The organism is Nocardia sp. NPDC004278, from assembly GCF_053602975.1.
In genome coordinates this window covers 40,966-66,149 of record NZ_JBSGEQ010000032.1, presented here as the reverse complement: position 1 = coordinate 66,149, position 25,184 = coordinate 40,966, and the positions used below count along the sequence as shown (strand labels likewise).

The 25,184-nt window shown below is 66.0% G+C and carries 26 protein-coding genes and 2 pseudogenes; 16 read left to right on the top strand and 12 right to left on the bottom strand.

Going from position 1 to position 25,184, the window contains the following annotated elements; translation table 11 throughout:
- The first annotated feature begins 8 nt into the window (after positions 1-8).
- Positions 9-1,460, top strand: coding sequence for a GntP family permease (locus ACWEO2_RS34785; RefSeq protein ID WP_452409235.1), 1,452 nt, complete (start codon positions 9-11; stop codon positions 1,458-1,460).
- Positions 1,461-1,877: 417 nt separating this feature from the next.
- Here the strand turns inward: ACWEO2_RS34785 and ACWEO2_RS34780 are convergent, their stop codons facing one another.
- Positions 1,878-2,840 (bottom strand): helix-turn-helix transcriptional regulator, encoded by a 963-nt coding sequence (locus tag ACWEO2_RS34780; RefSeq protein ID WP_452409267.1) that lies wholly within the window; start codon positions 2,838-2,840, stop codon positions 1,878-1,880.
- Between the two features lie 63 nt (positions 2,841-2,903).
- Between ACWEO2_RS34780 and ACWEO2_RS34775 the strand changes: the two genes are divergently transcribed.
- Positions 2,904-4,088: an epoxide hydrolase family protein gene (locus tag ACWEO2_RS34775; RefSeq protein ID WP_452409234.1), complete on the top strand. Its 1,185-nt coding sequence runs from the start codon at positions 2,904-2,906 to the stop codon at positions 4,086-4,088.
- Here ACWEO2_RS34775 and ACWEO2_RS34770 read toward each other — a convergent pair.
- Positions 4,078-5,061 carry a helix-turn-helix transcriptional regulator gene (locus ACWEO2_RS34770; protein ID WP_452409233.1) on the bottom strand — a complete coding sequence of 328 codons (984 nt, stop codon included), beginning with the start codon at positions 5,059-5,061 and terminating at the stop codon, positions 4,078-4,080. The two genes, ACWEO2_RS34775 and ACWEO2_RS34770, sit on opposite strands and share 11 nt — an antisense overlap.
- A 63-nt stretch (positions 5,062-5,124) precedes the next feature.
- Between ACWEO2_RS34770 and ACWEO2_RS34765 the strand changes: the two genes are divergently transcribed.
- Positions 5,125-5,616, top strand: coding sequence for a pyridoxamine 5'-phosphate oxidase family protein (locus ACWEO2_RS34765; protein WP_452409232.1), 492 nt, complete (start codon positions 5,125-5,127; stop codon positions 5,614-5,616).
- Positions 5,617-5,715: 99 nt separating this feature from the next.
- On the opposite strand, the pseudogene ACWEO2_RS34760 reads toward ACWEO2_RS34765, so the two are convergent.
- A pseudogene (locus tag ACWEO2_RS34760) lies at positions 5,716-5,898 on the bottom strand (hypothetical protein); the annotation flags it as partial.
- Positions 5,899-5,952: 54 nt separating this feature from the next.
- Here ACWEO2_RS34760 and ACWEO2_RS34755 point away from each other — a divergent pair.
- A pseudogene (locus tag ACWEO2_RS34755) lies at positions 5,953-6,057 on the top strand (oxidoreductase); the annotation flags it as partial.
- A 13-nt stretch (positions 6,058-6,070) separates the two neighbouring features.
- Here ACWEO2_RS34755 and ACWEO2_RS34750 read toward each other — a convergent pair.
- A complete protein-coding gene (locus ACWEO2_RS34750; protein WP_452409231.1) occupies positions 6,071-6,973 on the bottom strand; it encodes a LysR family transcriptional regulator in 903 nt (300 codons plus the stop codon).
- 111 nt (positions 6,974-7,084) lie between these two features.
- Between ACWEO2_RS34750 and ACWEO2_RS34745 the strand changes: the two genes are divergently transcribed.
- Entirely contained in the window at positions 7,085-7,855 is a 771-nt protein-coding gene (locus tag ACWEO2_RS34745; protein WP_452409230.1) for an SDR family oxidoreductase, read from the top strand.
- Positions 7,856-7,921: 66 nt separating this feature from the next.
- Here the strand turns inward: ACWEO2_RS34745 and ACWEO2_RS34740 are convergent, their stop codons facing one another.
- The 5 genes from ACWEO2_RS34740 to ACWEO2_RS34720 form a co-directional block, all read right to left on the bottom strand.
- Positions 7,922-9,142: an RNA polymerase sigma factor gene (locus tag ACWEO2_RS34740; protein WP_452409229.1), complete on the bottom strand. Its 1,221-nt coding sequence runs from the start codon at positions 9,140-9,142 to the stop codon at positions 7,922-7,924.
- A 1-nt stretch (position 9,143) separates the two neighbouring features.
- The gene (locus ACWEO2_RS34735) at positions 9,144-9,485 is read right to left on the bottom strand and encodes a YciI family protein (protein WP_452409228.1); all 342 of its coding nucleotides are present in this window, start codon (positions 9,483-9,485) and stop codon (positions 9,144-9,146) included.
- A 9-nt stretch (positions 9,486-9,494) separates the two neighbouring features.
- Complete coding sequence (locus ACWEO2_RS34730; RefSeq protein WP_452409227.1) at positions 9,495-10,067, bottom strand: dihydrofolate reductase family protein; 573 nt, start codon at positions 10,065-10,067, stop codon at positions 9,495-9,497.
- Between the two features lie 98 nt (positions 10,068-10,165).
- Positions 10,166-10,945, bottom strand: coding sequence for an isocitrate lyase/PEP mutase family protein (locus ACWEO2_RS34725; RefSeq protein ID WP_452409226.1), 780 nt, complete (start codon positions 10,943-10,945; stop codon positions 10,166-10,168).
- Complete coding sequence (locus ACWEO2_RS34720) at positions 10,945-11,607, bottom strand: hypothetical protein (protein ID WP_452409225.1); 663 nt, start codon at positions 11,605-11,607, stop codon at positions 10,945-10,947. Before ACWEO2_RS34720 ends, ACWEO2_RS34725 begins: the two co-directional genes overlap by 1 nt.
- Positions 11,608-11,671: 64 nt before the next feature.
- On the opposite strand from ACWEO2_RS34720, the gene ACWEO2_RS34715 reads away from it, so the two are divergent.
- The 7 genes from ACWEO2_RS34715 (at position 11,672) to ACWEO2_RS34685 (ending at position 18,822) form a co-directional block, all read left to right on the top strand.
- Complete coding sequence (locus ACWEO2_RS34715; RefSeq protein WP_452409224.1) at positions 11,672-12,379, top strand: ArsR/SmtB family transcription factor; 708 nt, start codon at positions 11,672-11,674, stop codon at positions 12,377-12,379.
- 327 nt (positions 12,380-12,706) lie between these two features.
- Positions 12,707-13,765: an N-acetyl-gamma-glutamyl-phosphate reductase gene (gene argC, locus ACWEO2_RS34710; protein ID WP_452409223.1), complete on the top strand. Its 1,059-nt coding sequence runs from the start codon at positions 12,707-12,709 to the stop codon at positions 13,763-13,765.
- Positions 13,762-14,979, top strand: coding sequence for a bifunctional glutamate N-acetyltransferase/amino-acid acetyltransferase ArgJ (argJ, locus tag ACWEO2_RS34705; protein WP_452409222.1), 1,218 nt, complete (start codon positions 13,762-13,764; stop codon positions 14,977-14,979). The genes argC and argJ overlap by 4 nt, the downstream gene beginning before the upstream one ends.
- 76 nt (positions 14,980-15,055) lie before the next feature.
- Positions 15,056-15,988: an acetylglutamate kinase gene (gene argB, locus ACWEO2_RS34700; RefSeq protein WP_452409221.1), complete on the top strand. Its 933-nt coding sequence runs from the start codon at positions 15,056-15,058 to the stop codon at positions 15,986-15,988.
- Positions 15,988-17,202 carry an acetylornithine transaminase gene (locus tag ACWEO2_RS34695; RefSeq protein WP_452409220.1) on the top strand — a complete coding sequence of 405 codons (1,215 nt, stop codon included), beginning with the start codon at positions 15,988-15,990 and terminating at the stop codon, positions 17,200-17,202. Before argB ends, ACWEO2_RS34695 begins: the two co-directional genes overlap by 1 nt.
- Positions 17,199-18,185 (top strand): ornithine carbamoyltransferase, encoded by a 987-nt coding sequence (gene argF / locus ACWEO2_RS34690; protein ID WP_452409219.1) that lies wholly within the window; start codon positions 17,199-17,201, stop codon positions 18,183-18,185. Before ACWEO2_RS34695 ends, argF begins: the two co-directional genes overlap by 4 nt.
- 124 nt (positions 18,186-18,309) lie before the next feature.
- Positions 18,310-18,822, top strand: a complete 513-nt coding sequence (locus tag ACWEO2_RS34685; protein WP_354953026.1) for an arginine repressor — start codon at positions 18,310-18,312, stop codon at positions 18,820-18,822.
- 421 nt (positions 18,823-19,243) lie between these two features.
- On the opposite strand, the gene ACWEO2_RS34680 is transcribed toward ACWEO2_RS34685, so the two are convergent.
- Positions 19,244-19,699, bottom strand: coding sequence for a deaminase (locus ACWEO2_RS34680; RefSeq protein WP_452409218.1), 456 nt, complete (start codon positions 19,697-19,699; stop codon positions 19,244-19,246).
- Entirely contained in the window at positions 19,696-20,031 is a 336-nt protein-coding gene (locus tag ACWEO2_RS34675) for a RibD family protein (protein ID WP_452409266.1), read from the bottom strand. The genes ACWEO2_RS34680 and ACWEO2_RS34675 overlap by 4 nt, the downstream gene beginning before the upstream one ends.
- A 98-nt stretch (positions 20,032-20,129) precedes the next feature.
- On the opposite strand from ACWEO2_RS34675, the gene ACWEO2_RS34670 reads away from it, so the two are divergent.
- From ACWEO2_RS34670 to galE, 3 genes are read left to right on the top strand one after another with little or no spacing between them, the layout of a single operon-like run.
- Complete coding sequence (locus tag ACWEO2_RS34670; RefSeq protein ID WP_452409217.1) at positions 20,130-21,281, top strand: phosphomethylpyrimidine synthase ThiC; 1,152 nt, start codon at positions 20,130-20,132, stop codon at positions 21,279-21,281.
- Position 21,282: 1 nt separating this feature from the next.
- Positions 21,283-22,311, top strand: a complete 1,029-nt coding sequence (locus ACWEO2_RS34665) for a hypothetical protein (RefSeq protein ID WP_452409216.1) — start codon at positions 21,283-21,285, stop codon at positions 22,309-22,311.
- Positions 22,312-23,286 (top strand): UDP-glucose 4-epimerase GalE, encoded by a 975-nt coding sequence (galE, locus tag ACWEO2_RS34660; RefSeq protein ID WP_452409215.1) that lies wholly within the window; start codon positions 22,312-22,314, stop codon positions 23,284-23,286.
- A 305-nt stretch (positions 23,287-23,591) separates the two neighbouring features.
- Here galE and ACWEO2_RS34655 read toward each other — a convergent pair whose 3' ends face one another.
- Positions 23,592-23,744, bottom strand: coding sequence for a hypothetical protein (locus ACWEO2_RS34655; protein ID WP_354953022.1), 153 nt, complete (start codon positions 23,742-23,744; stop codon positions 23,592-23,594).
- A gap of 221 nt (positions 23,745-23,965) precedes the next feature.
- Here ACWEO2_RS34655 and ACWEO2_RS34650 point away from each other — a divergent pair, with 221 nt between their 5' ends.
- Positions 23,966-25,168, top strand: a complete 1,203-nt coding sequence (locus ACWEO2_RS34650; protein WP_452409214.1) for an argininosuccinate synthase — start codon at positions 23,966-23,968, stop codon at positions 25,166-25,168.
- Positions 25,169-25,184 lie beyond the last annotated feature (16 nt).

Below are 25,184 nucleotides of genomic sequence, written 5' to 3'. Positions count from 1 at the left end.
GCACGGGCATGAACGCCACTGTCGACTGGCTGCGCACCACCACCCCAGGGTTGCTGGTGCTGTGCGGTCTCGCTATTGCCGTACTGCTGTTCGCCATTATCAAGGTCAAGCTGGAGCCGTTCATCGCGCTGCTGCTCACCGGACTCGGTCTGGCCCTGGCCGCCGGACTACCGGTGTCGAAGATCGTCGGCACGGCGATCAAGCCCGGTGATTCGCTCTTGGAGACCGGATTCGGCGGCATCCTCGGGCATATCGCGGTCATTATCGGCCTCGGCACGGTGCTCGGTGCGATTCTCGAACGCTCCGGTGGTGCGGATGTATTGACCGGCAAGCTGTTGGGCATCTTCGGCGCCAAGGGCGCGCCGGTGGCCATGGGTCTGCTCGGGCTCATCTTCGGCATCCCGGTCTTCTTCGATATCGGCATCTTCGTGCTGGCGCCGCTGATCTATGTGGCCGCCAAGCGCGGTGGGCGGTCGCTTGTGCTGTATGCGATGCCGATGCTGGCCGGTCTGTCCATGACCCACGCCTTCCTCCCGCCGCATCCCGGACCGGTGGCGCTCGGTGGCCTGCTCGGAGTGAGTCTCGGGTGGCTGATCATTATGGGGTTCGTCTGCGGCATACCCGGATTCATCGCGGCTGGCCTGGTGTGGGGCACCTATATCGGCAAACGGGTCCAGGTGGAAGTGCCCGCCGAATTCCTGGTCCGACCCGATCAACCGGTCGAAGCGAAGGGTGAAGGCCCCGGCACCGCAACGGATCCCGGTTCGACGCGGACCGAGACCCGCGCGCCGTCGGTCGTGCTCATCGGTGGCATCATCGCGATTCCGCTGGTGCTCATCCTCGGTGCGACCTTCGGCACCCAATGGCTGGCCAAGGATTCGCAACTGCTGCAGGTGTTGACCTTCCTCGGCACGCCCGCCGTTGCGCTGTTGATCGCGGTACTCGTCGCCTTCTATCTGCTCGGTGTACGCCGCGGCTCGAGCGTGCAGGAACTCAGCACGCTCACCGCGGAATCACTCAAGCCGGTCGGCATGTTGCTGCTGGTGGTCGGTGCGGGCGCCTTCTTCGGAAAGGTCATCTCCGCCACCGGAATCGGTACCGCGCTCGCCGACACCATGTCGGCCGCCGGGCTGCCGGTGATCGTGCTCGCCTACATCATCAGCTGTGGTCTGCGCATCGCGCAGGGCTCGGCCACCGTGGCGATTGTGACCACCGGCGGCATCGTCGCACCGCTGGTGGCCGGACACGGGTACTCACAGCTGGCGATCGCGCTGATCGCCATGGCCATCGCGGCGGGCTCGATCATCCTCAGTCATGTGAACGACGGTGGCTTCTGGATCATCTCGAAGTACTTCAACCTGAGTGTGAAGCAGACTCTGCAGACCTGGACAGTGTTGGAAACCGTGCTCTCCGTGGTGAGTTTCGCGGTCGCCGCGGTGCTGTTCGCGATCGTCAGCTGAGTGACGGTCGGACAGCTGGCGCTAGTCCGGCACGGGTCGAATCCTCGTGCCGGGCTGGCTGATTCGTGTGGCGCGATGCCATCGAGATAGGCGAGGAGCAGGTTCGCCAATCCGGGCGACCGACGTGGTGCACGCCCATTGCCGTGCTGGTCGGCGCTACGATGCAGACGATGACATCGAATCTCGGGCAGGAGGTGTGCCCGGGAGTGGAGCCCATGCGGTCTTGTTCGCGAAAGTCACTGCGGCGGACGGTGATCTGACCCGATGCCCGACCACCAGGGTCAGCCGTCAGCGCAGATCATCGCTGCACGGTCGGTGCTGTCACCCAGCGGGAATCGGTACCGGTGCGGCTGTGGGGCTGGTGCCGCCATCGGTTCAAAATGCGTGGGTTGGTGCTCGATCTGAGTCGAGTGCGGATCATTCGAAGTTGCGCAGGGCGACTGTGCAGCGGTTGGCTTGGGCGCGGATGGCGGCGACGAGTTCGGGGGGACCGGTGAGCAGGGTGAAGTCGATATCGGTCGAGGTGATCATCCAGACCAGTGCTTCCGGAGTGTCGGCGCCGACGTGGAGTTGGCAGCTGTGGTCGTCGACGGCCTCGATGACGCCCATACCGGGCCAGACATTCGCCGCGGCCGCCTCGGCGGATCTGTGCAGCAGCGCAATTGCCTGATACGGCCAGGCGCGGGCGGACAGTCGCAGCGAAAGGTGCACCGCGACATCGCCTTCCGGCAGTTCACGCGGGGTGAAGCGCGGGCCGGTCGGGGTGCGTGGCGTGATGCGGTCCGCTCGGAAGGTTCGCCAATCGCCGCGGTCGACATCCCACGCCACGAGGTACCAGCGCCTGCTGAAGTGCACCAGACTGTGCGGCTCCACCGAGCGGCGGGTGGTGGTGCCGCTGTGCGCTCGATAGTCGAAGCGCAGCCGTTCGTGCCGTTGACAGGCCTCGGCAATGGCCATCAAGGTCTTCGGTTCGACCGTGGCATCCGATGCCCCGACCCGGACCGTCGCGCCACGCAGGGTGCGGACCCGATGGCGCAGGCGCGGCGGCAGCACCTGCTCCAGTTTGGTCAGTGCGCGCAGCGATGCCTCCCCGATGCCCGCCACGGTGCCGTTGGACGCGCTGCGCAATCCGACCGCCACCGCGACGGCCTCCTCGTCATCGAGCAGTAGCGGCGGCAGCGCGGCCCCGGCGCCGAGCCGATAGCCCGCGATGCCCTGGGTGGCGTGCACCGGATAGCCGAGTTCACGCAGCCGATCCACATCGCGGCGGACCGTACGGCCGGTGACGCCGAGCCGTTCGGCGAGTTCGGTGCCGGTCCAGTCGCGGCGGGTCTGCAGCAGGGCGAGCAGTTTGAGCAGGCGCGCCGAGGTCTCCAACACGGAATCCAGCATGCCAGAGGCTTAGGAACGATCCTGTCCTAAGTGGGTCATATCGTCGCTTGCATGAGCACCGAACACGACATCCGCCCCTTCCACATCGATATCCCGCAGGCGCAGATCGACGATCTGCACGCCCGGCTGGCGAATACCCTGTGGCCGGACGAAATCCCCGGCGCCGGTTGGGATAGGGGCGCGTCGATTTCGTATCTGCGCGACCTCGCCGAGTACTGGCGCTGTGAATACGACTGGCGGGCAGTCGAAGCACGGCTGAACCGGCTGCCGCAGTTCGTCATCGATATCGATGGGCAGCAGGTGCACTTTCTGCATATCCGCTCGCCCGAACCCGATGCCATGCCGCTGGTATTGAGCCACGGGTGGCCCGGCTCGTTCGTCGAATTCCTCGATGTGATCGGACCCTTGAGCGATCCGCGGGCGCACGGTGGTGATCCGGCCGATGCGTTCCATCTGGTCATTCCATCGCTGCCCGGATTCGCATTCTCGGCGGCCGGGCCAAAGGTCGGGGACGGTTCGACCGAGCGGTTCGCGCAGGTGGTCGTGAAGCTGATGGTGCGGCTCGGCTACGACCGGTATGGCGCGCAGGGCGGCGACGCGGGGTTCTTCGTCTCGACCGAGCTGGGACGGATTGCGGCCGACCGTGTAGTGGGAATCCATGTGAACGGGCCGATTACGCTGCCGTCCTGGGACGACGGTAATGCCGATGCACAGGTTCGGGAACCGGAGTACAGCCCGGAGGATCGGGCGAAGCTGGACAAACTCACCGGCAGCCAGAGCTACACCCGCTACGGCTATGCGATGGTGCAGGCGGGACGCCCACAAACCCTGGCGATCGGTATGCACGATTCGCCCGCGGGGCTGCTGTCCTGGATCGTCGATATCTTCCAGCGCTGGACCAATCCGTCTCTCGAATTGCCCGATGCCGCGGTGGATCGCGATGCGCTGCTCACCAATGTCAGCCTGTATTGGTTCACCCGGACCTTCGTCTCCTCGATCAGGCTGTACGGGGAGGGGGACTCGTGGGGGATGGCCTTGCGCAGTTCCGGCGTGCCGACGGCCGCGGCGGTATTCGCCGGTGACAATTCCATTCGCGTGATCGCCGAGCAGCAGCACAATATCGTGCGCTGGACCGAATATGACCGGGGCGGTCACTTCGCGGCAATGGAAGCACCGGATCTGCTGATCGACGATATGCGCGCGTTCTTCCGTGCACTGCGCCGACTCATTCGGTAGCGGCCGTGCCCCGGTAGCGCTCGGCCATGGCGAATGCTGTTGCGGCGAGCCGGTCGCGCAGTTCGGGCGGGTCGAGGACCTCGCAGAATTCGCCGAGCGGGAGCAGGGCGCCCGCCAGCACCTCGAAGGACTCCGATGGGATCGTCACTTCGATCCACCCCTCGGCGTCGGGTGCGGTCGCGGAGGCCATGGCCTCGGCGACCGCGGCGGGCTCATTCGTCAATCGCAGCCGCTGCACATGCGACGCCGCGATCCGGCAGCGCGCCCGCACCCGCAGCATGGCGCGCGCGAAATCGTCGGCCGACGCCGACCAATGCCCGGCTAGGTCGAAACCTTCTGGGCGCGTGAATGATTCACCGGTCTGGCCGGCGGAGGTGATCCGGCCGACGCGATAGGAACGCACTGCCGACCGGTCGCGTGCGATGAGATACCAGGTCCCGGCCTTCAATACCAGGCCGAGCGGATCCAGGCGGCGTTCGACGGCGCGGTCCTTGCGTTGGTAACGAATATCCAGTCGCCGGTCGTGCCACAGCGCATCGACAACCGTTGCCAGCGTTGGCGTTTCGTCGGGTCGATGGAACCAGCCCACCGCGTCCACATGCACGCGCTCCGCGATTCGCGTTGCCCGGCCCCGCAATTCGGGTGGCAGTGCGGCCAGCACCTTGAGCTGTGCGGTGGCCAGCACCGTGCCGAGTCCGAGGTCCGCCGCGGCGGCGGGCTGTCCCGCGAGCAATACCGCATCGGCCTCCTCTGTGGTGAGACCGGTCAGCCGGGTTCGGTAGCCGTCGACCAGCTGCACGCCGCCCGCGCGTCCTGGTTCGCTGTAGATCGGCACGCCAGCGGCGGAGAGCGCCTCGATATCGCGATAGACCGTGCGCACCGATACCTCGAGCTCGCGGGCCAGCTCCGGTCCGGTCGTCCGGCCGCGGGTCTGCAGCAGGAGCAATAGCTGCACCAGTCGACTCGCTCGCATGATTCGAGATTAGCCATAAAACCTGACAGAAGATGTCAGGTTTGACTCGTACCGTCGTATTCCATGACCACATGGAGCCAGTTCACCGAAGAAGCGCCACACATCGCGACCGTGTTCACTCGTCGGCACAAGGCGACCGGCAATCTCTGCATGCTCGCAACCCTGCGCGCGGACGGCTTCCCCCGTATCAGCCCGGTCGAACCGCGGATTTTCGAGGGGATGCTGGTGATCGTGGGTATGCCGAATACAACCAAGTTCAAGGACCTCGCCCGCGACGCACGGTTCTGCCTGCACACCGCCACGGTGGACACCCAGGTCGGCGACGGTGACGCGAAGTTGTTCGGCACCGTCGTGGACCTTCCGGACAAGCAGGTGCACGCGCGGTTCGCGCAGCAGCTGTTCGACGAGATCGGGCTCGATATCCGCGACGAAGAGTTCGACCACTTCTACATCGCGGACCTGACCGGCGCGTCCACCGTCGAGGTCACCGACGATCACCTGGACATCACCATCTGGAAGCCGGGGCAGGGCGAGCGAGTGGTGCGCAAGCACTGAGCGGTCGGCGGCTCGTGCGTCGCCGCACTGCGCGCCGAAGCCGATCGCGAGCGCGGTGGTGATGTCGGCGAGGTCTTTTTCGAATCTGTCTGTGCCGATTTGGTTTCCGGACTCGAGGGCGGCTGCCGCGACGATATCGTTCGGGTTGGCGAACGGCCACAGTCCGGCAACGGTGACGATGAGGGCCCGGCCGATCGCTGCGCCCGCGGTTTCGGTCAGCAGGGGTGCGGCGCGGGGTATCAGCTCGGCGAGGCGGTCGTTGAGTGCGTAGTGGTCTCGCACACCCGAGCCGAACTACTCGAAAGTGTTCAGTCCCAGATCAATTCCATCGAGCGGCTCATGCCCGAGGATATCGCCGACGCGGTCACCCACATGGTCGGCCGACCCCGACGCGTAGCTGTCAACGAAATGCTCGTGCGCGCCGCCGACCAGCGCTGGTAGGCCCGGCTGCGTCTCAGTGCGGGGTGAGCTGGGTTGCGATCGATGTCGGAACCGGGATGCCGCGGCGGATCAGGTCTGCTGTGAAGCGTTGTGCGAGTGGGTCGTTCGGGGTTGTGGTCAGGGCGACGACGGCGCGGGTGAGCTGTGGTTTCAAGCTGGCTACCGCGCCGGCGAAGGTGGCGGTCACGGCGGTGGTGGGGACCAGGGCGATGCCGAGTCCGGCGGCTGCCAGTTGTGCCGCGGTGATGGCCTGGCGGGTGCGGGTGGCGGCGGTCAGGGTGACGCCGTATTGGGCGGCGATCTCGTCGAGCCAGGCGCCGAGGCCGTTGTCGGGGTGGTAGTGCACGATCGGGTGCTTCGCGATCTGTGCGAAAGTCATTGTGGTGCTCGGCTTTTCGGTGGCCGGCAGGGCAGCGACGATTTCTTCCTCGCCGATGATGTCGAGATGTCCGTCCCAATGCGTCGGTTCGGGACCGATCGCGATATCCACCCGACCCGATGCCGCCAGTTGGGCAAGGGCGTCGGCGCTGGACAGTTCCGTCAGTGCGAGCTGGATACCCGGATGCCGCCGATGCCAGGTGCGCAGGACCGGTGCCAACAGCCCGGCGGTCATGCTCTCCGCGCAGCCGATGCGCAGTTGTCCCTCGGTGCCCGCGGCGACGGCCCGGCCGGTCGCGACGACGCGCTCGGCGGCGGCCAGCGCGGCCCGTGCGTCCGCGACGATCGCGCGACCGGCCGCGGTCGGGCGTACCCCGCGCGGCTGTCGCTGCACCACCGGCGTGCCGATCTCGCGTTCCAAGGCCGCGATCTGATGCGACAGGGCGGGCTGCGACATGTGCAGGCGCGCCGCGGCTTCGGTCACCGATCCGTAATCCAGTACGGCGACAAGGCATTCCAGGGCGCGCAGCGTTGCCATTCGGTAATTCTATCGAAATCAGAGAAAAGATTCATAGCGTGACGGGATTGCGACGATACCGGAGCACGTTCGATCTCGGTGAAAGGCAAACAACTACCGAGGAGGCAAGGCATGTCAGCTGTGCTGAATGGGAAGAAGCTGCTCGTCATCGGGGGAGGTTCCGGGATCGGGCAACAGATCGCCGCAGACGCCCTGATCGCGGGTGCACACGTCGTAATCGCTGGCCGGAATCCGAAGGCGATCAGTGCCGCGGTTGCCCGAATTGCCGATGACCACCTGGCCGGGGTCACACAGGGCACCGACGAGGCGACCATCGGCGAACGGATGCTCGGCGCAACGGTCGACCTGACCGATGAAGATTCGATCCGCACGCTCGCCGAACAGACCGGTGACCTGGACTACCTGGTGTCGGTGGCTGCCGCACACGCCAATGGTCCGGTCGCGCAGCTGGATCGAACCGCGATCACCAGGGCATTCGACGCCAAGGTCATCGGCCCGCTCCTCCTCGCCAAACACTTCGCCCCGCAAATCCGCACCGGCGGAGCAATCCTCCTGTTCTCCGGCGTCGCCGCGTGGCGCCCCGCCCCCGAACGCACGGTCATGGCCACCACCAACGGCGCCGTCAGCTTCCTCGCCGAAGCCCTAGCCGTAGAACTCGCCCCCATCCGAGTCAACGCCCTCTCCCCAGGCATCGTCGATTCCGGCGCCTGGGACAAAATGGGCACCACCAAGAACCAGTTCTTCACCGACGTCGCCACCGTCAACCCCGCCCGCCGCATAGGCCACCCGTCCGACATATCAGCAGCCGCCCTCCTAGCCCTGACCAACCCATTCCTGACGGGCACCACCCTGCACATCGACGGCGGAGGCCGCCTCACCTGATCCATATCTGCGCCAAACCTTGTGGAGCACCTGGAAACCCGTGAAATCGGAAGGGGTGGAGTCGACCTAGTTCGTGGCGGCGAGGTCGTTGCGTTTGCGCTGGAGGAAGGTCTTTTCGGCGGTATTGGTGGCGTGGGTGATGGCGGTGTCGTAGGCGTGGATGGCCGCTGTGTTGCGACCGAGTCGGCGTAGGAGGTCGGCGCGGATCGCGTGGTACAGATGGTGATTCGGTAGGTCGATCTCGTCGAGTAGGGCGAGTGCGGCGGCTGGGCCGGTGAGCTCGGCGACAGCTACTGCTCGGTTCAGTGCTACCACTGGGCTGGGTGCTACCGCGGTCAATTGGTTGTAGAGGCATAGGATCTGTTGCCAGTCGGTAGATTTCGCGTCGGGGGCGTCCGAGTGAACCGCGTTGATGGCTGCTTGGATCTGGTAGGGGCCGGGTTGGTTGCGGCGCAGGCATTCTCGGACGAGTGCGTGGCCTTCCGCGATGAGGGTGCGATCCCAGCGGTGACGATCCTGTTCCGGCAGCGGCACCAGCGAACCGTCGGGTGCGGTGCGGGCAGGGCGACGTGATTCGGTGAGCAACATCAGTGCGAGCAGTCCGCGCACCTCCGGCTCATCGGGCATGAGCTCGATGAGTAAGCGCCCCAAGCGGATTGCCTCGGTGCACAGGTCGGTTCGCACGAGCCGATCGCCGGAGCTGGCCGTGTGACCCTCGGTGAAAATGAGGTAGGTGACGGCGAGTACTCCGGGTAGCCGGGTGGGCAGGTCCGCATCGCGGGGAACTCGATAGGGAATTCGCGCGTCACGGATCTTGCCCTTCGCCCGGACGAGTCGCTGGGCCATTGTTGACTCGGAAGTGAGGAAGGCGTGCGCGATTTCGGGGGTGGTCAGCCCGCCGAGCAGCCGCAAGGTGAGCGCGACCTGGGCACTGAGCGATAGTGCGGGGTGGCAGCAGGTGAAGATGAGGCGGAGCCGATCATCCTGCACCGCACCGGAATCGGACGGTTCATCATCGGCGTGCAGAAGTGCGGCCTGGGCGTGCCGGTCATCGCGAGATGCCTCACGCCGCAAGCGATCGATGGCTCGGTTGCGTGCGGTGGTGATGATCCAACCGGGCGGGCTGGGCGGGACTCCCTCGGTCGGCCAGCGTTGTACGGCCGCGGTGAACGCGTCCTGTATCGCGTCTTCGGCGATGGTGATATCGCCGAAGACGCGGATCAGGCTGGCGACCGCGCGGCCGTAGTGTTCGGTGAACACGGCCTCGATGGTGGTGGAGGTGACCATCTCAGTAATCGGCCACCGGCCGGACCTCGACCGGCAGGGTGAGCACGGCGGCCATCTTCTTGCCCCAGTGCAGCGCCTCGTCCAGATCGGCCGCCTGGATGACGGTGAATCCGCCAATGTGCTCCTTACTTTCGACATAAGGGCCATCGGTGACGAGTACATCGCCGTCCTTGGCCCGGAGCACGGTGGCGGTGCTCGGCGCATGCAGGCCCGCGGCGAAAACCCAGGCGCCCGCGGTGCGCATCTCGTCGTTGAGCGCCGCCAGATCGCGCATGATCTCGTCGAGATTGTCCGGCGGCGACCCTTCGCCGGGCTGATAGATGGTGAGCAGGTACTGCTTCATGGCTCCTCCTCATCCCCGCTGATAGGTGGCGATCACCACGCCGGTGGTGGTCGTGACGCTGTCGACAAGCCGCAGTTCGCCGAGGTCGACGCTGTCGAAGAGGCGCTGCCCGCCACCGACCACGATCGGATGGATCAGCACTAGATACTCGTCGACGAGATCGTGGCGCATCAACGTTTGCATCAGATTGCCGCTGCCGAGCACCACGAGATCCTGCTCCAACTTCGACACCGCGGCGACGATATCGTCGCCGAGCAGGGTGGAGTTCTGCCAGGGCAGCGGCTCGATCAGGGTCCGGGATGCGACGAACTTCTCGGTTTTGTCCAGCACCTCGGTGAACGGGTTGTCGGTCTGCTGCGGCCAGAAGCCGAAGAAGTCCTCGTACGTCCGCCGCCCGAGCAGCAGCGCACTGTCATGATGGGCCGCCATATGTTCGGCGATCACCCTGGCCTGCACGGGATCGTTGAAGCGATGCCCCCAGCCGCCGTACCGAAACCCGTTCCGGGTGTCCTCGTCGGCCCGGCCGGGTGCCTGCATGACGCCGTCCAGGGTGATGTGCTCGACCGCGGTGATCTTGCTCATGGGAGTCCTTTCAGCTGGCCGGTCCGTTACCGGCTGCACCTCCTACACGAATTGCTCCTCGCCGAATCGACATCATCGACAGAATTTCTTCGAACGAATTATTCCGAGCCCGTGATGGCCTGGATTTCGCGGTAGGTCGGGATGCCCGAAGGAATGGCCCCGCCGTCGCGTACCGCTCGTGCGATATCGACGATCCCGGCCAGCGCCGCCCGATACAGCAGCGATCCCGTGCTGATCCGCCGCACACCCAATGCCGCGAGCTCCGCGATCGACGGTCCGGCCACCGAGTACAGCATGTTGATGGGCAACGGCACCGCCGCGACGATCCGGGTGATCTGCGCCGGATCCGTCACACCGGGCACAAAGATTCCATCGGCACCGGCCTGCAGGTAGGTCTCGGCCCGGGCCAGCGTCGAATCCTGTTCCAGCTGCAGCCAATACGTATCGACCCGGGCATTGACGAACAACTCGGGCACACGGGATTTGATCGCGGCGATCAACTCTGCCTGGTGCCCGGCATCGGCCAGCGCCGTATCCGCGCGCCCGTCTTCGAGATTCACCCCGGCAATGCCCAAAGCGGCAAGCTGCGTGACGTATTCGGCGACCGTCTCGGGGTCCTCGCTGAACCCACCCTCGATATCCACGGTAACCGGCACCGGCAAACGCGCGAGTCTCGTTGCCAGCGCGAGTGTTTCATCGCGCGTGACACCGGCCCCGTCGGTGAGCCCCGCCGCCACCGCGACGCCGAGACTAGTGGTGCCGATTGCCGAGAACCCCTCGGCGGCCAGCACCGCAGCCGAGCCGAAGTCCCAGGCATTGGGCAGCACCAGCGGCTCGGCACGGTGGTGCAGGTCGTGGAAAGTCTTCGTCTTGTTCATCAGGACCTCTCGATGATTCCGGCGGCAATGGCGATGGCATGGTCGCGACCGGGGCATATATGCGGCCCCGCGCCGAATCCCAGGCCCGTGAGATCGACTTCGACCAACTCCTCGTCGACAACCCGTCGAGTGCGGCGCACCGGCGGATCCTCGACCATGGTGCGTGCGATGACCTCGTCCGCGGTGCCTTCGAACCGGCGCGCGTTGTCCACCAGCGCCCCCGTCGCCTGACAAGCCTGGATCAGCAGACCGATCCGAGCGGCCGCGCGCTCGTCGGCCACCCCGCCGCAGGCGGCCACCAACTCGGCGACGGCCCGGTCCGCCTCGGCGCTGTCGGGTTCATGGGGCTGGTAGTGCGCGGCGGCAATCGCGACTGCCGATACCGAGATGTCCGGAATCCCAAGGGTCTCCGCCAGCACTCGGACATGGGGAAGGTCGCCCTCGACCATGCGGACCCGTTCGCGCAGCACCTCGGGCGACAATCGAGCCAATTCCGCGACGACCAGCGCGCGCCGCCGATCATGCTCGACCCCATCGCAGAATCGGGCGACATGGGCACGCAGCCAGCCGATGCCGACAGCTCGCGCGCTCCGCGGTACCGCGGGCATCGGTGCGCCGGTCAAAACCTCCCGCACCCGATCGGGCTCGGTGATCAGATTCATGCCGCGACGGTATCCCCCTGACGTTTCGGTGGCCGCCGAAATAACCCGGCGCGATCATGGTGTGGTGCAGACCCGAGGAGCCGAACTGGCGGGACTGGCCACCCTGCTGGCCGATCGCACCCGCGCCGATATGTGCCTGGCCCTGGTCGACGGCCGTGCCTGGACGGCCGGGGAACTGGCGCGATATGCCGGAGTCGCGCCGTCCACCGCGACCGAGCATCTGAACCGGCTGCTGGACGGGGGTCTGCTCGTCGAGCGCCGTCAAGGCAGGCATCGGTACGTGCAGTTGGCGAGCCCGCAGGTGGCCGAGCTGTTGGAGACGATGGTCACCCACCTGGAGCCGTCACACCCCGAGCCGACGACGCTGCGCGCGTCCACCGCCGCCGCGGCCCTGGCCCGTGGCCGAACCTGCTACGACCACCTCGCGGGCCGACTCGGCGTCGCCATCACCGACGCGATGATCGAACGCGACCTGCTCGACGACGATGGCGGCTTCGCCCTCACCGAGGCCGGGGTGGCGTGGCTCACCGGCCCGATGGGCGTCGAAGCGACGACACTGCACGCGACGCGTCGTCCGGTCGCGCGCCCCTGTCTCGACTGGACCGAACGCCGCACCCACCTCGGCGGTGCCGCCGGAGCCCAGCTGTGCCGCCGGTTGCAGGCACTGGATTGGGTGCGGCGCGTTGGATCCGGCCGTGCCGTGCGCCTCACACCGACGGGCGAAACCGGCCTGTTCGAGGCGCTCGGCATCGATCCCGGGTCAGTTGCTTGACGGAAAGTTTCGTTCCGCACGGACCGCCTCGGCTCGGGAGCGCGCCCAACCCGTGCGCTACGTCGCGACCGGCCTGCCTGTGGTGGCCCAGATCGTGACGAGCACCGGTCTGATGGGATAGAGACGCTGGTCGCCACCACGGTGCTGAGTTTCCGGCTCACCGTCCGTCCGCACGGAGTGTGCCGAATCTCATCAACGCGATTGAAGCGGCTTCATCCCGGGTATGACGGCACGGGCAGGAACCGAACGACCCGGTGACCAGGGTCCGGCCGGGCGATGCGGCACCCGGTTCATGAATGGGCTTGCATAATCGTGCATAATCATCACATGGTTGATTCGTCGGGCAACCCGGTCTTGCGGGTTGCGGTGGCCGGTGCGAGTGGATACGCCGGTGGTGAGGTGCTGCGTCTGTTGCTGGGCCATCCGGCCTACCACGACGGGCGCCTCGTCATCGGGGCGCTGACCGCCGGATCGAATGCGGGCAGCACGCTGGGGGAGCTCCAGCCGCATCTGCTGCCGCTCGCCGATCGCGTCCTCGCGCCGACCACGGTCGACGAGCTGGCCGGTCACGACATCGTCTTCCTCGGCCTGCCCCATGGGCAGTCCGCCGCCATCGCGCAGCAGCTACCGGCGTCCACGGTGATCATCGACTGCGGTGCCGACTTCCGGCTGACCGATGCGTCGGCATGGGAGAAGTACTACGGCAGTCCCTATGCGGGCAGCTGGCCGTACGGGCTGCCGGAACTGCCCGGCGGACGCGACCGGCTCCGTGGCACGACCCGGATCGCCGTGCCCGGTTGCTATCCCACGGTCGCCAGCCTCGCGCTGGCACCGGCGATCGCGGCCGGAATCGTCGAGCCGACGGTGAATGTGGTTGCGGTGAGCGGTACTTCGGGCGCGGGACGCAAACTCGACGTCGGCCTGCTCGGCTCGGAGGTCATGGGTTCGGCGCGGGCCTACGGCATTGCGGGCGCGCACCGGCACACCCCGGAGATCGCGCAGAATCTGAAGGCCGCGGGTGGCATCGACGTCGCCGTATCGTTCACCCCGGTGCTGGCGCCGATGCCGCGGGGCATTCTCGCGACGTGCACCGCCCCGACCAAGGTCGATGCCGAGCAGGCACGGGCGGTTTATGAAAAGGCCTACGCCGAAGAACCATTCGTGCATCTGCTGCCGGAAGGCACACTGCCGCAGACGGGTTCGGTGGTCGGCTCCAACGCCGTCACCCTGCAGGTCGCGGTGGATCCCGATGCCGGGCAGCTGGTGGTGATCGGCGCGATCGACAACCTCACCAAGGGCACCGCGGGCGCCGCGGTCCAATCCATGAATCTGGCGGTCGGATTCGACGAGACCGCAGGACTTTCCACCGTAGGAGTGGCACCGTGACGACGTTCGAAACCGAGACCGGCAAGCTGGTCCGGACCCAGGGCGTAACCGCGCCGCTCGGCTTCCGGGCGGCCGGCATCGCCGCGGGCATCAAGGCCAGCGGAAAACCCGATCTGGCATTGGTATTCAACGAGGGTCCGGAATATGCGGCGGCTGGCGTGTTCACCCGCAACCAGGTGAAGGCCGCACCGGTGCTGTGGTCGCAGCAGGTGCTCAGCGGCGGCCGGTTGCGCGCGGTGATCCTGAATTCCGGTGGAGCCAATGCCTGTACCGGTCCGGGCGGCTTCCAGGACACCCACCAGACCGCCGAGGAACTGGCCACAGCGCTGAGCAATTGGGGTACCGAAACCGGCGCGGGCGAAATCGCGGTCTGCTCAACCGGTTTGATCGGCGACCGACTGCCGATGGACAAGGTGATTCCGGCCGTCACCGAAATCGTGCACGAGATGGGCGGCGGCATGTCCGGCGGGCTCGATGCGGCACACGCCATCATGACCACCGACACCGTGCCCAAGGAAGCGGCGTTCCACCACCGCGACAAATGGAATGTCGGCGGTATGGCCAAGGGTGCTGGCATGCTCGCGCCCTCGCTGGCGACCATGCTCGTGGTGCTCACCACCGATGCCGTCGCGAGCGCCGAACAGTTGGATCGCGCGCTGCGCAACGCGACTCGGCTCACCTTCGACCGGCTCGACGTCGACGGCTCCTGCTCCACCAATGACACCGTGCTGCTGCTCGCCAACGGCGCCAGCGAGGTCGCACCGGCACAGGAGGAGCTGGACGCAGCGGTACTCGCGGTGTGCGACGATCTGGCCGCACAGCTGATGGCCGATGCGGAGGGCGTGACCAAGCGGGTGCTGATCACCGTCGCCGGTGCGGCCTCCGAGGACGAGGCCCTGATCGCGGCGCGCGCCGTCGCCCGCGACAGTCTGGTCAAGACCGCGCTCTTCGGCTCCGACCCCAACTGGGGTCGAGTGCTCGCCGCCGTCGGCATCGCCCCGGTCACCCTGGATCCGAACCGGATCTCGGTGTCGTTCAACGGAAATCCGGTCTGCGTCGACAGCGTCGGCGCGCCCGGTGCGCGCGAGGTCGATCTGTCCGGCGCCGATATCGAGGTGCGGATCGAACTGAATGTCGGTGACGGCATCGCCACCGTGCGGACCACCGACCTGTCGCACGGCTATGTCGAAGAGAATTCGGCATATAGCTCATGAGCGAGCGCAGCGAGCGAACAATCAACACAGCCAGCTTCGCTGGGCATGGCGGAGCTGAGCGCAGCGAGGCGAAGCCATGACCAGCGAAGCTGTGCAGGACCTTTCGGCATTGGACAAGGCGCACGTCCTCGCCGACGCGCTGCCGTGGCTGCAGAAGTTCCGCGACAAGATCGTGGTCGTCAAATACGGCGGCAATGCGATGGTCGACGCGGACCTCAAACAGGCCTTCGCCGCCGATATGGCATTCCTACGCACCGTCGGGGTGCATCCGGTGGTGGTGCACGGCGGCGGACCGCAGATCAGCGCGATGCTGAAAAAGCTGGGTCTGCAAGGCGAATTCCGCGGCGGCTTCCGCGTCACCACACCCGAGGTGATGGATGTGGTGCGGATGGTGCTGTTCGGTCAGGTCGGCCGGGAGCTGGTCGGGCTGATCAATGCGCATGGTCCGTACGCGGTCGGCATCTCCGGTGAGGACGCGCGGCTGTTCACCGCGACCCGGCGCACCGTCGATGTCGACGGCGAGGCGACCGATATCGGTCTGGTCGGCGATGTCACCGAGGTGAATGCCGATGCGGTGCTCGACCTCATCGGCGCGGGCCGCATTCCGGTGGTCTCGACCATCGCACCGGACGCCGATGGTGTGGTGCACAACATCAATGCCGATACCGCCGCCGCCGCACTCGCCGAGGCGATCGGCGCGGAGAAGCTGGTGATATTGACCGACGTCGAGGGCCTGTACACGAACTGGCCGGACCGATCGTCGCTTACCTCGTGCATCGATACGGCCGAATTGGCCGGGTTGCTCCCGCGCCTGGATGCGGGCATGGTGCCCAAGATGGAGGCCTGCCTGCGCGCCGTGCAGGGTGGGGTGCCGACCGCGCATGTCATCGACGGTCGGGTCTCGCATTCGGTGCTGTTGGAACTGTTCACCGGAGAAGGAATCGGAACGATGGTGACGCCCGCCCCGCTCCCCATGAGCGCGGCGGACACACTGAACGGAACGAAATGATGAGCGACACAGCAGAATTGCAAGAGCGGTGGTCTGCCGCGCTGATGAAGAACTATTCGACACCCAAGGTCGCGCTGGTGCGCGGTGCGGGCGCGGTGGTCTATGACGCGGACGGCAAGCGCTACGTCGATTTCCTCGGTGGTATCGCGGTCAATAGCCTCGGCCATGCCCATCCGGCGATTCTGGAAGCGGTCACCCAGCAGCTCGGCACGCTCGGGCACACCTCGAATATCTACGCCAACGAACCGGTCATCGAACTGGCCGAGCGGCTGCTCGCGCACTTCGGCGACGGTGAATTCGGCGATGGCCACGGCCGCGCGTTCTTCTGCAATTCCGGCACCGAGGCCAATGAGGCGGCCTTCAAGATGGCGCGGCTGACCGGGCGGCGCAAGATCATCGCGACCGATGAGGCCTTCCATGGCCGGACCATGGGCGCGCTCGCACTCACCGGGCAGCCCGCCAAGCGCACACCGTTCGAGCCGATGCCGCCCGGTGTCGTGCACGTGCCCTACGGTGATGCCGAGGCCCTCGCGGCGGTCGTGGACGAGGACACCGCGGCGGTATTCCTCGAGCCGATCATGGGGGAGAGCGGCGTTGTCGTGCCGCCCATCGACTATCTGGTGAAGGCCCGCGAGATCACCGCGCGCCACGGCGCGCTGCTGGTGCTCGACGAGGTGCAGACCGGTATCGGGCGGTGCGGAAGGTTCTACGCGCACCAGGCATTCGGCATCGTGCCGGATGTGATCACCCTCGCCAAGGGACTCGGTGGCGGGCTGCCGATCGGTGCGGTGCTGGCCACCGGACCGGCCGCCGACCTGCTGACCCCGGGCCTGCACGGCACCACCTTCGGCGGCAATGCCGTCTGTGCCGCAGCGGCTTTGGCTGTCTTGCGGACCATCGATGAGACCGATCTGCTCGTGCACGTCGAATCGGTCGGCAAGCGGCTCAGCGATGGCATCGAAATGCTCGAGCACCCGCTGATCGATCACGTGCGCGGCGCCGGTCTGCTGCTCGGCATCGTGCTGAACGACGATGTTTCGGCCGAGGTGGAGAATCGGGCTCGCGATGCGGGCTATCTGGTGAATGCGCCCAAGCCCAATATCATTCGGCTCGCGCCGCCATTGGTGCTCACCGAGACGCAGTCCGATAATTTCGTCGCCGATCTGCCCGATATCCTCGACGGGGCGATCGCCGATGCCAAGGGGGACAAATGAGTACAGCATCGCGTAGCGATTCCGTGAGGGGTGGCGGTCGGGAGACGGCTATTCGCCACTTCCTGCGCGACGATGATGTGACGCCCGCCGAACAGGCCGAAATCCTTGCACTCGCGGCGGAACTGAAGAAGGATCCGTTCGCCCACCAACCGCTGGCAGGGCCGCGCGGAGTCGGTGTGATCTTCGAGAAGAACTCCACCCGCACGCGCTTCTCCTTCGAAATGGGCATCGCTCAACTCGGCGGGCATGCGGTAGTGGTCGACGGCCGCGACACCCAGCTCGGCCGTGAAGAGACCCTCGGCGATACCGGCAAGGTGCTCTCGCGCTACGTCGACGCGATCGTGTGGCGGACCTTCGAGCAGGTGCGCCTGGACGAAATGGCCGTCACCGCAACGGTTCCGGTCGTGAACGCGCTGTCCAATGAATTCCATCCGTGCCAGGTGCTCGCCGATCTGCAGACCCTCGTCGAGCGCAAGGGCAGCCTGACCGGCCGCAACCTCGCCTATTTCGGTGACGGCGCGAACAATATGGCGCATTCGCTGCTGCTCGGCGGCGCGACCGCGGGGTTGAACGTAACCATCGCCGCCCCAGCGGGTTTCGAGCCGCTGCCGTGGATTCTGGAGGCCGCGCGCAAGCGTGCCGCCGAGACCGGCGCCACCATCACGCTCACCGGCGATCCGGTGGCAGCTGCGGACGGCGCGGACGCCCTCGTTACCGACACCTGGACGTCCATGGGCCAGGAAAACGACGGCCTCGATCGCGTCGGCCCCTTCCGTCCCTTCCAGCTCAATGCCGACCTGCTGACCAGGGCCCAGCCGGATGCCGTTGTGCTGCACTGCCTTCCGGCGCACCGCGGCGAGGAGATCACCGACGACGTGATCGACGGGCCGCACAGTGTGGTGTGGGACGAGGCGGAGAATCGGCTGCACGCGCAGAAGGCGCTGCTGGTGTGGTTGCTGGCCAAGCGAGGTGAGGCGCAGTGAGCGCACGCGAGCGAGCATGGGCCGCAGGGCCGACGGGCACGGTTGCTCGGCGTGACCAGCCCCGCGGCCGATCCAACGTGGCCAGCTTTGGGATCGCGGACAGACGCAGCGACGGGGTGTGGTCATGACCGTCCAACCCGACGCCGGTAAGTCCGCTCCCGCCATCGCCCGCACCCGCGCCGGTCGGCAGTCCCGAATCATCGAACTGCTGACCGCGCACGCGGTCCGCAGCCAAACCGAACTGGCCGCCCTGCTCGCCGCCGAGGGCATCGAAACCACCCAGGCCACCCTCTCCCGTGACCTCGATGAACTCGGCGCCGTGAAATTGCGCGCCGCCGACGGCGGTGCGGGCGTCTACGTGGTTCCCGAAGACGGCAGTCCCGTCCGCGGCGTCACCGGCGGCACCGACCGCCTCTCCAAACTGCTCGGCGATCTCCTCGTCTCCACCGACGCCAGCGGAAATATCGCAGTACTGCGCACCCCGCCCGGTGCCGCCCACTACCTGGCGAGTGCCCTGGACCGAGCGGCTCTGCCGTTCATCGTCGGCACCATCGCAGGCGACGACACCATCGCCGTCATCGCCCGCGAACCGCTCACCGGCGCCGAACTAGCCGCCAAGATCGAGGCACTTGCCTGAGTAGTCTCTTGATCGGCCCGTTCTGCTCGGTTGCCGTCGTCATGCCCACCCCGAGGGTATCGTGATGTACACCCCCTCGGTCCGCTGAGGCGAGTCCGGAAAACACTGCGGGCCAGCGTCATTCGGATCTGCTTAGATCGCACATCCACATCGAGAACAGGATCTCGGAGCTATCCTCCATGCTGTCCGCGAACCGCGGTTCGTAGCATCGTCAGTGTCCGGGCAGCCCGCCCACCAACACTCCATGACGTGGTGAAGGTGCTGCGAATCCTTGATCTGCCAGCGTTCGTCGGCCTACGACTATGCGGCGAGCCTGGCCGAATCGTTCTGGCGCGGATAATCGATGAGCTGGAGATGGCGGCCCACGGTGAGAAATACCGGCCACCGCCGACTGAGAAACTCTGGACTAACGCCGTACCGGCTACGACAGGTCGAGATGGCGATTCATCGACATCGCAGCATCGGCCAGCTCCGGCAGTTCGATCACGCTGACGCCGTTCTCCTTCAACTTCTCGACACCGATGCAGTCCTCCACGAATGTCGACGGTTCACGCCATGCGATCACGACTACTGGAATTCCGGCCTGCAGAATGCGATCGGTGCACGGCACCCGGTTTTTGGTGGCCCGCTCCGAGCATGGCTCCAGCGTGCTGTAGATCGTTGCGCGCTTCAGCCGCGCATCGTCTGCGTCGAGTTTGTCGAGCGCAGATTCTTCGGCGTGTATCTTCTCGTCAGTCTCGCGGGAATAGCCGGTCGAGATCTCCTCGCCGTCGGCAACGATCACGGCGCCGACTGAGAAGGCGCCTTCTACGACCGGGCACAGCTTGGCGAGCTCGATAGCCCGGTTCATCCAGTGAGTGTGGTCGAACTCGGTCACCGGTCTGTCTCCTTTGATGGTTGGTAGCGCAACAGGGCGACGTCGCCGATTTGGGTGACGTCGAGCAGATGCATCCTGCGCGTGGACCCGCCGGGGAAGGTCGCTGGGTTCGTGAACCGCGGTGCCTCCGGGTCGCCGACGAGCGTAGGCCCTATCGCGATCTGTAGTTCGTCGGCGAGCCCGGCCGACAAGAATTCGGTGTGCATATGGCTGCCGCCTTCGACCATCAGCCGCTCGACCCCACGCTTACCGAGATCGTCCAGCAGGGCACCGAAATCGACTGCCGCGCCGAGTGATACAACCTCGGCGAGGTTCGCGAGCCGGGCAGTGATCTTCGCCGCGCCCTCGACGGTGGTGTATACGACGGGCCGCTGCTCGAGGGTGCCGTAGTGCCAGAACTTGGCCGAACCCGCCGCACAGGAGCATGGCGGTGATCCTCGCCGCAGGCCCGGACGCAGTCATGGACCTCACTACCAACCCCGAAGGGGTGGCGCTGCGCGCCGACTTGAAGGAAATCGTGGGTGTGCCGCTCGGCGCATGCCTGACATACGATCTGTTCGCCAATCCGCGTAAGAGGCTGGGCCGCAATGAATTCCTGGAGCGGTTCGAACTCGGACTGGCTCCTGGCGTCGACTTCGTGCTCATCCACGCGGGCATCAACCCCACACTGGTCGAGATGAGCGTGAAGTCCGATCGGATCATGCCCACCACCTCGCGCGGCGGCGGCCTGCTCGCCCGCTACATGCGGATGCACAACTGCGGCAACCCGCTGATCGAGTACTTCGACGGCATCATCGACATCTGCCGTCGACATGAGGTCGTGCTGGACCTCGGCGACATCTTCCGTCCCGGCGCTACCGCGGACGCAGGCGACGAATTGAAATGGCTGGAAGTCCAGCTGCTCGCCGAGCTGCGCAAGGACGCACTCGCCGGGGGCGTGCAGGTGCTGTGTGAGAGCGGTGGACATATACCGCTGCACCGGATCCCGGAGCTGATCCCTGCCTACAAGGAAGCCCTCGGCGGTGCACCGCTGTGGCTGGCCGGGCCCATGGTGATCGACAACGGCGTGACCCTCGACGACACGGTCAACGTCCTCGGCGCCGCGGCCGCAGGGCAGTGCGGCGGCGACATGTTCGCCTCGATCACCCACAACGAGCACTACGCCATGCCGACCGCCCCCGACACCGCGACGTCGGTGCGCATGGTCCGTGTGGCGATCGCCGCACTGGATCTGGTGCGCGGCTGGGAACCCGAGATCGCCAAGCAGCGCGCGATCAGTGTCGCCCGCCGCGCAAACGACTGGGAAATCCAGCAAGGCCACGCCCTGTACCCGGGGCTGGCGGGCAACGTGTTCATCCAGCATGGTCTCCGAAAAGGTGCCCCCTGCACGATCTGTGGGTCACTGTGTCCACACATCACCGCGAAGAAGGAACATGAGGAGACACCCGTCGCGGCCGCGCCGGTACTTCTGCCCATGCCCGCGGCAGGGCCGCGTGGTGAGGTCGGACCTGACGACGACGCAGACCCCAACGGCGACACCGATGCGGGCACACTCGCCGCGACCAGCCAGACGGAGGCGTGAGGTGAAGACTGTAACCCTCGCTGAGCGCATCACCTCGCGGCTATCCAACGCGCCCGAACTCGAGCACGCGGCTCGGGGCATCGCCGACGATCTGCGGTCGCTCGGACATTGCGTACCGGCCGACGATTGGCTGATCGTCGGCGGCTCCCTGGCCCGTGGCGAACCCACCTTCATCCGCCACCAAGGCGATCCGCTGCTGATCAGCGACGTCGATTTCCTCTACGTCCACTATGGCGACGCACCGTCGATGTCTGTCGGGGAGTTGCGGATCCTCGCCGAAAAAACTTTCCCCACAGTCGATTTGATGACACTGCCACTCGGCGACTACCGCGCCATTCAGACCTCACTTGGATTCGATTTCAAGGACCTCGGCCTGGCCGTCACCGACCACGGCCTACCTGAGCACGAATCGGTGCAGCTCGACACCCGCGACGCCTACGAGATCCTGCTGTACTACACGCAGGCGTATTTCTGGCTCGGTCTCCATGAACAGTGGTGCACCGGAACGGATTCGGTGCACTTCCACCTCATGGTGAACCGACTCTGCATGAAGATACTGCGGGCTACTGCCATGATCGACGGCGCATACGCACACCACGATTTCGATTCGATGGCACCACATCTAGCCGAGCAGATGCGCGCCGAACTCCACTGGCGGCGCGATCCGACGCAACCGCCCAAGGATCCAGGACGGTTCTGGACGTACTTGTATGACGCGTTCCAACGGTTCGACACCGAGTTCGGGCAGCCGCGCGCCGACGCGGTCAACTACAGCCGCTACGCGACGACCAGTAGCGGCCGGGTGGTGGCTCGTCATCATCAAGCTGTGCACGCGCTCGCGCGTGCCATGGCGGACGCATGGATCGCTGCACCCGACTCTGCCGCGTTGGCTACGGTGAAGCGTCGTGCCTGGGAACGGATCACGGGCTGGACCGGAAGCGGACGCCAACGCAGCCCGGAGGACTACTTCCTAACACACAAGCAGGAAATCCACGATCACCTACTCGCCATGAAAGTGCAGGTCAGATAAGTGAAGCTGCTGGTCACCGGGGGTGCGGGCTTTGTCGGCGCCACTGTCACGAGGATGCTGATCGACGCTGGGCATGAGGTGGTCGTGGTCGACGACCTCTCCCGCAACGACGACCGGCAGATTCCCAACGGCGTGAAGTTCATCCAACTGCGCGTCCAAAACGTGGCGGAAGTCCTCACCCCCGGGGCCGGGTTCGATGCCGTGCTCCACTTCGCCGGACTTATCGCCGCTGGGGAGTCGATGGAGCACCCCGAATGGCACTGGGACAACAACACCCGTGCCTCGCTCGCGCTGCTGGACGCGATGCGTGCCGCCGACGTAGGCAAGCTCGTGTTCTCCTCCACCGCAGCGGTGTACGGCGAGCCGACCGGGCTGCCGCTGGTCGAAACCGCACCGACGAACCCTGTCAACACCTATGGCGACACGAAGCTGGCGATCGACCGGGCAATCACCACGTTCACCCGCGCGTTCCCGTTCGGCGCGATCTCGTTGCGCTACTTCAATGTCGCGGGCGCACACGACTGCGGCGACGGCACAATGATCGGCGAACGTCACGATCCCGAAACCCATCTGATCCCGCTTGCCCTGGATGCGGCGATCGGCCGGGCCGACAAGCTCTCGCTGTTCGGCGACGACTACCCCACCCCCGACGGCACCTGCGTGCGTGACTACATCCACATCACCGACCTTGCCCGCGCACACCTGCTCGCCCTCGATGCTATCCACCCCGGCGAGCACAAGATCTACAACCTCGGCAACGGCATCGGCTTCTCGAATCTCCAAGTAATCAAAGCGATTCGCGAGGTCACCGGAATACCGTTCGAGATCGAGAACGCGCCACGGCGACCGGGTGACCCGGCAACCCTCTACGCCTCATCCGAGTTGGCGCAGCGCGAACTCGGATGGACGCCGGAGAAACCCGACATCGTCGAAATCGTCCGCGATGCATGGCGATTCCATCAACAACGGGGCTGAGCACGCCAGCACACCAACAGTAGGGTGCATTGGCGATGCCGTCGAAGGATGGAGATGACGATGGAGGCCAGCGTATCTCGCAGGTGCTGAGGTTTGTCTGCCGATTTGTACGTCGGGTCGAGTGGAGTAGCCGAGTTGTCGTTCATAGTGTTGGAACTTCGCTGGCCGGGCGCACGCCTCGGATTCGATTGCTACAAGAGCTGACCGAGGGCCCGCGCTCAATCGAGTCTCCGGGCTAGCGAGCGCTCGAGACGAGTGCGTATGCGAGCCGCCGATGACGACGGCCCGGCAGGAAGACGTTCGGCTCAGCCGAAGGGGTATTGGCCGCCACCGCCCGGCGAGCTGTGGCCGGGGGTGCCTACGTTGATGATGTCCTGGATCAAGTCGACGAGGGCGCGGCCGACGTCGAGGACGGCGTTGCCGAGAGTGCTGAAATCGCCTGCGATGAGGTGCAGCATGTCGTACATCCTTCTGCCCGCCCAGATGGTGTTGTTCTAAGGGTAGGGCACGGCGCAAGCGGGACCCGGGTGTGAATGGGCTTGCATCGTCATGCATAATCATTTGTACGACGGTGTGGGCCGCCTGACGTGCGATGTGTGCGTTCGGTGCGCGCCGCGCCCACCGCCCGCCGCTACGGGCACGACCTGCAGACAAGCACGAAACCGAGGAGCACATAGACATGTCCGAGCGCGTCGTACTCGCCTACTCCGGTGGGCTCGATACCTCCGTTGCGATCAGCTGGATCGGCAAGGAGACCGGCGCCGAGGTCGTGGCGGTCGCCATCGATCTGGGCCAGGGCGGCGAGGATATGAACGTGGTGCGCCAGCGCGCGCTGGACTGCGGTGCGGTCGAGGCGATCGTGGTCGATGCGCGCGACGAGTTCGCCAACGAGTACTGCCTGCCGACCATCCAGGCCAACGCGATGTACATGGGCCAATACCCGCTGGTGTCGGCGATCAGCCGCCCGCTCATCGTCAAGCATCTGGTGGAGGCCGCCAAGTTCCACGGCGCGAGCACGGTCGCGCACGGATGCACCGGTAAGGGCAACGACCAGGTGCGTTTCGAGGTCGGCATCGGCGCGCTCGCCCCCGATCTGAATGTGATCGCGCCGGTCCGCGACTACGCCTGGACCCGGGAGAAGGCCATCGCCTTCGCCGAGGAGAACCAGCTCCCGATCAATGTCACCAAGAAGTCGCCGTTCTCGATCGACCAGAACGTGTGGGGTCGCGCGGTGGAGACCGGCTTCCTGGAGGACCTCTGGAACGCGCCGACCAAGGACGTCTACGACTACACCTCGGACCCGACGGTCAACTTCGAAGCGCCGGACGAACTCATCGTCACCTTCGACAAGGGTGTGCCGGTCGCCATCGACGGCCGCCCGGTCAGCGTGCTCGAGGCCATTGTCGAACTGAACCACCGCGCCGGACGTCAGGGTGTCGGCCGCCTCGATATGGTCGAGGATCGCCTCGTCGGCATCAAGAGCCGCGAGATCTACGAGGCCCCGGGTGCCATCGCGCTGATCGCCGCGCACCAGGCACTCGAGAATGTCACCATCGAGCGCGAGCTGGGCCGCTACAAGCGCCAGGTCGAGCAGCGCTGGGGCGAGCTGGCCTACGACGGCCTCTGGTTCTCCCCGCTCAAGCGCGCGCTGGACGCGTTCGTCGCCGAAACTCAGGAGCACGTCACCGGCGAGATCCGGATGGTGCTGCACGGCGGTTCGGTCGTGGTCAACGGCCGCCGCTCCGAGCAGTCGCTCTACGACTTCAACCTGGCGACCTACGACGAGGGCGACACCTTCGACCAGTCGCTGGCGAAGGGCTTCGTGCAGATCCACGGCCTGTCCTCGAAGGTCGCGGCGCGTCGCGACCTGAACCAGAAGTAGCAAGCGCGCGGGCCGA

Excerpts from the sequence above, each read along its gene's own strand:
- ACWEO2_RS34785 (WP_452409235.1), top strand. The coding sequence starts at position 9 with ATGAACGCCACTGTCGACTGGCTGCGCACCACCACCCCAGGGTTGCTG.
- ACWEO2_RS34775 (WP_452409234.1), top strand. The coding sequence starts at position 2,904 with ATGAGCACCGAACACGACATCCGCCCCTTCCACATCGATATCCCGCAG.
- ACWEO2_RS34770 (WP_452409233.1), bottom strand. The coding sequence starts at position 5,061 with ATGCGAGCGAGTCGACTGGTGCAGCTATTGCTCCTGCTGCAGACCCGC.
- ACWEO2_RS34765 (WP_452409232.1), top strand. The coding sequence starts at position 5,125 with ATGACCACATGGAGCCAGTTCACCGAAGAAGCGCCACACATCGCGACC.
- ACWEO2_RS34750 (WP_452409231.1), bottom strand. The coding sequence starts at position 6,973 with ATGGCAACGCTGCGCGCCCTGGAATGCCTTGTCGCCGTACTGGATTAC.
- ACWEO2_RS34745 (WP_452409230.1), top strand. The coding sequence starts at position 7,085 with ATGTCAGCTGTGCTGAATGGGAAGAAGCTGCTCGTCATCGGGGGAGGT.
- ACWEO2_RS34740 (WP_452409229.1), bottom strand. The coding sequence starts at position 9,142 with ATGGTCACCTCCACCACCATCGAGGCCGTGTTCACCGAACACTACGGC.
- ACWEO2_RS34735 (WP_452409228.1), bottom strand. The coding sequence starts at position 9,485 with ATGAAGCAGTACCTGCTCACCATCTATCAGCCCGGCGAAGGGTCGCCG.
- ACWEO2_RS34730 (WP_452409227.1), bottom strand. The coding sequence starts at position 10,067 with ATGAGCAAGATCACCGCGGTCGAGCACATCACCCTGGACGGCGTCATG.
- ACWEO2_RS34725 (WP_452409226.1), bottom strand. The coding sequence starts at position 10,945 with ATGAACAAGACGAAGACTTTCCACGACCTGCACCACCGTGCCGAGCCG.
- ACWEO2_RS34720 (WP_452409225.1), bottom strand. The coding sequence starts at position 11,607 with ATGAATCTGATCACCGAGCCCGATCGGGTGCGGGAGGTTTTGACCGGC.
- argC (WP_452409223.1), top strand. The coding sequence starts at position 12,707 with ATGGTTGATTCGTCGGGCAACCCGGTCTTGCGGGTTGCGGTGGCCGGT.
- argB (WP_452409221.1), top strand. The coding sequence starts at position 15,056 with ATGACCAGCGAAGCTGTGCAGGACCTTTCGGCATTGGACAAGGCGCAC.
- ACWEO2_RS34695 (WP_452409220.1), top strand. The coding sequence starts at position 15,988 with ATGAGCGACACAGCAGAATTGCAAGAGCGGTGGTCTGCCGCGCTGATG.
- argF (WP_452409219.1), top strand. The coding sequence starts at position 17,199 with ATGAGTACAGCATCGCGTAGCGATTCCGTGAGGGGTGGCGGTCGGGAG.
- ACWEO2_RS34685 (WP_354953026.1), top strand. The coding sequence starts at position 18,310 with ATGACCGTCCAACCCGACGCCGGTAAGTCCGCTCCCGCCATCGCCCGC.
- ACWEO2_RS34655 (WP_354953022.1), bottom strand. The coding sequence starts at position 23,744 with ATGCTGCACCTCATCGCAGGCGATTTCAGCACTCTCGGCAACGCCGTC.
- ACWEO2_RS34650 (WP_452409214.1), top strand. The coding sequence starts at position 23,966 with ATGTCCGAGCGCGTCGTACTCGCCTACTCCGGTGGGCTCGATACCTCC.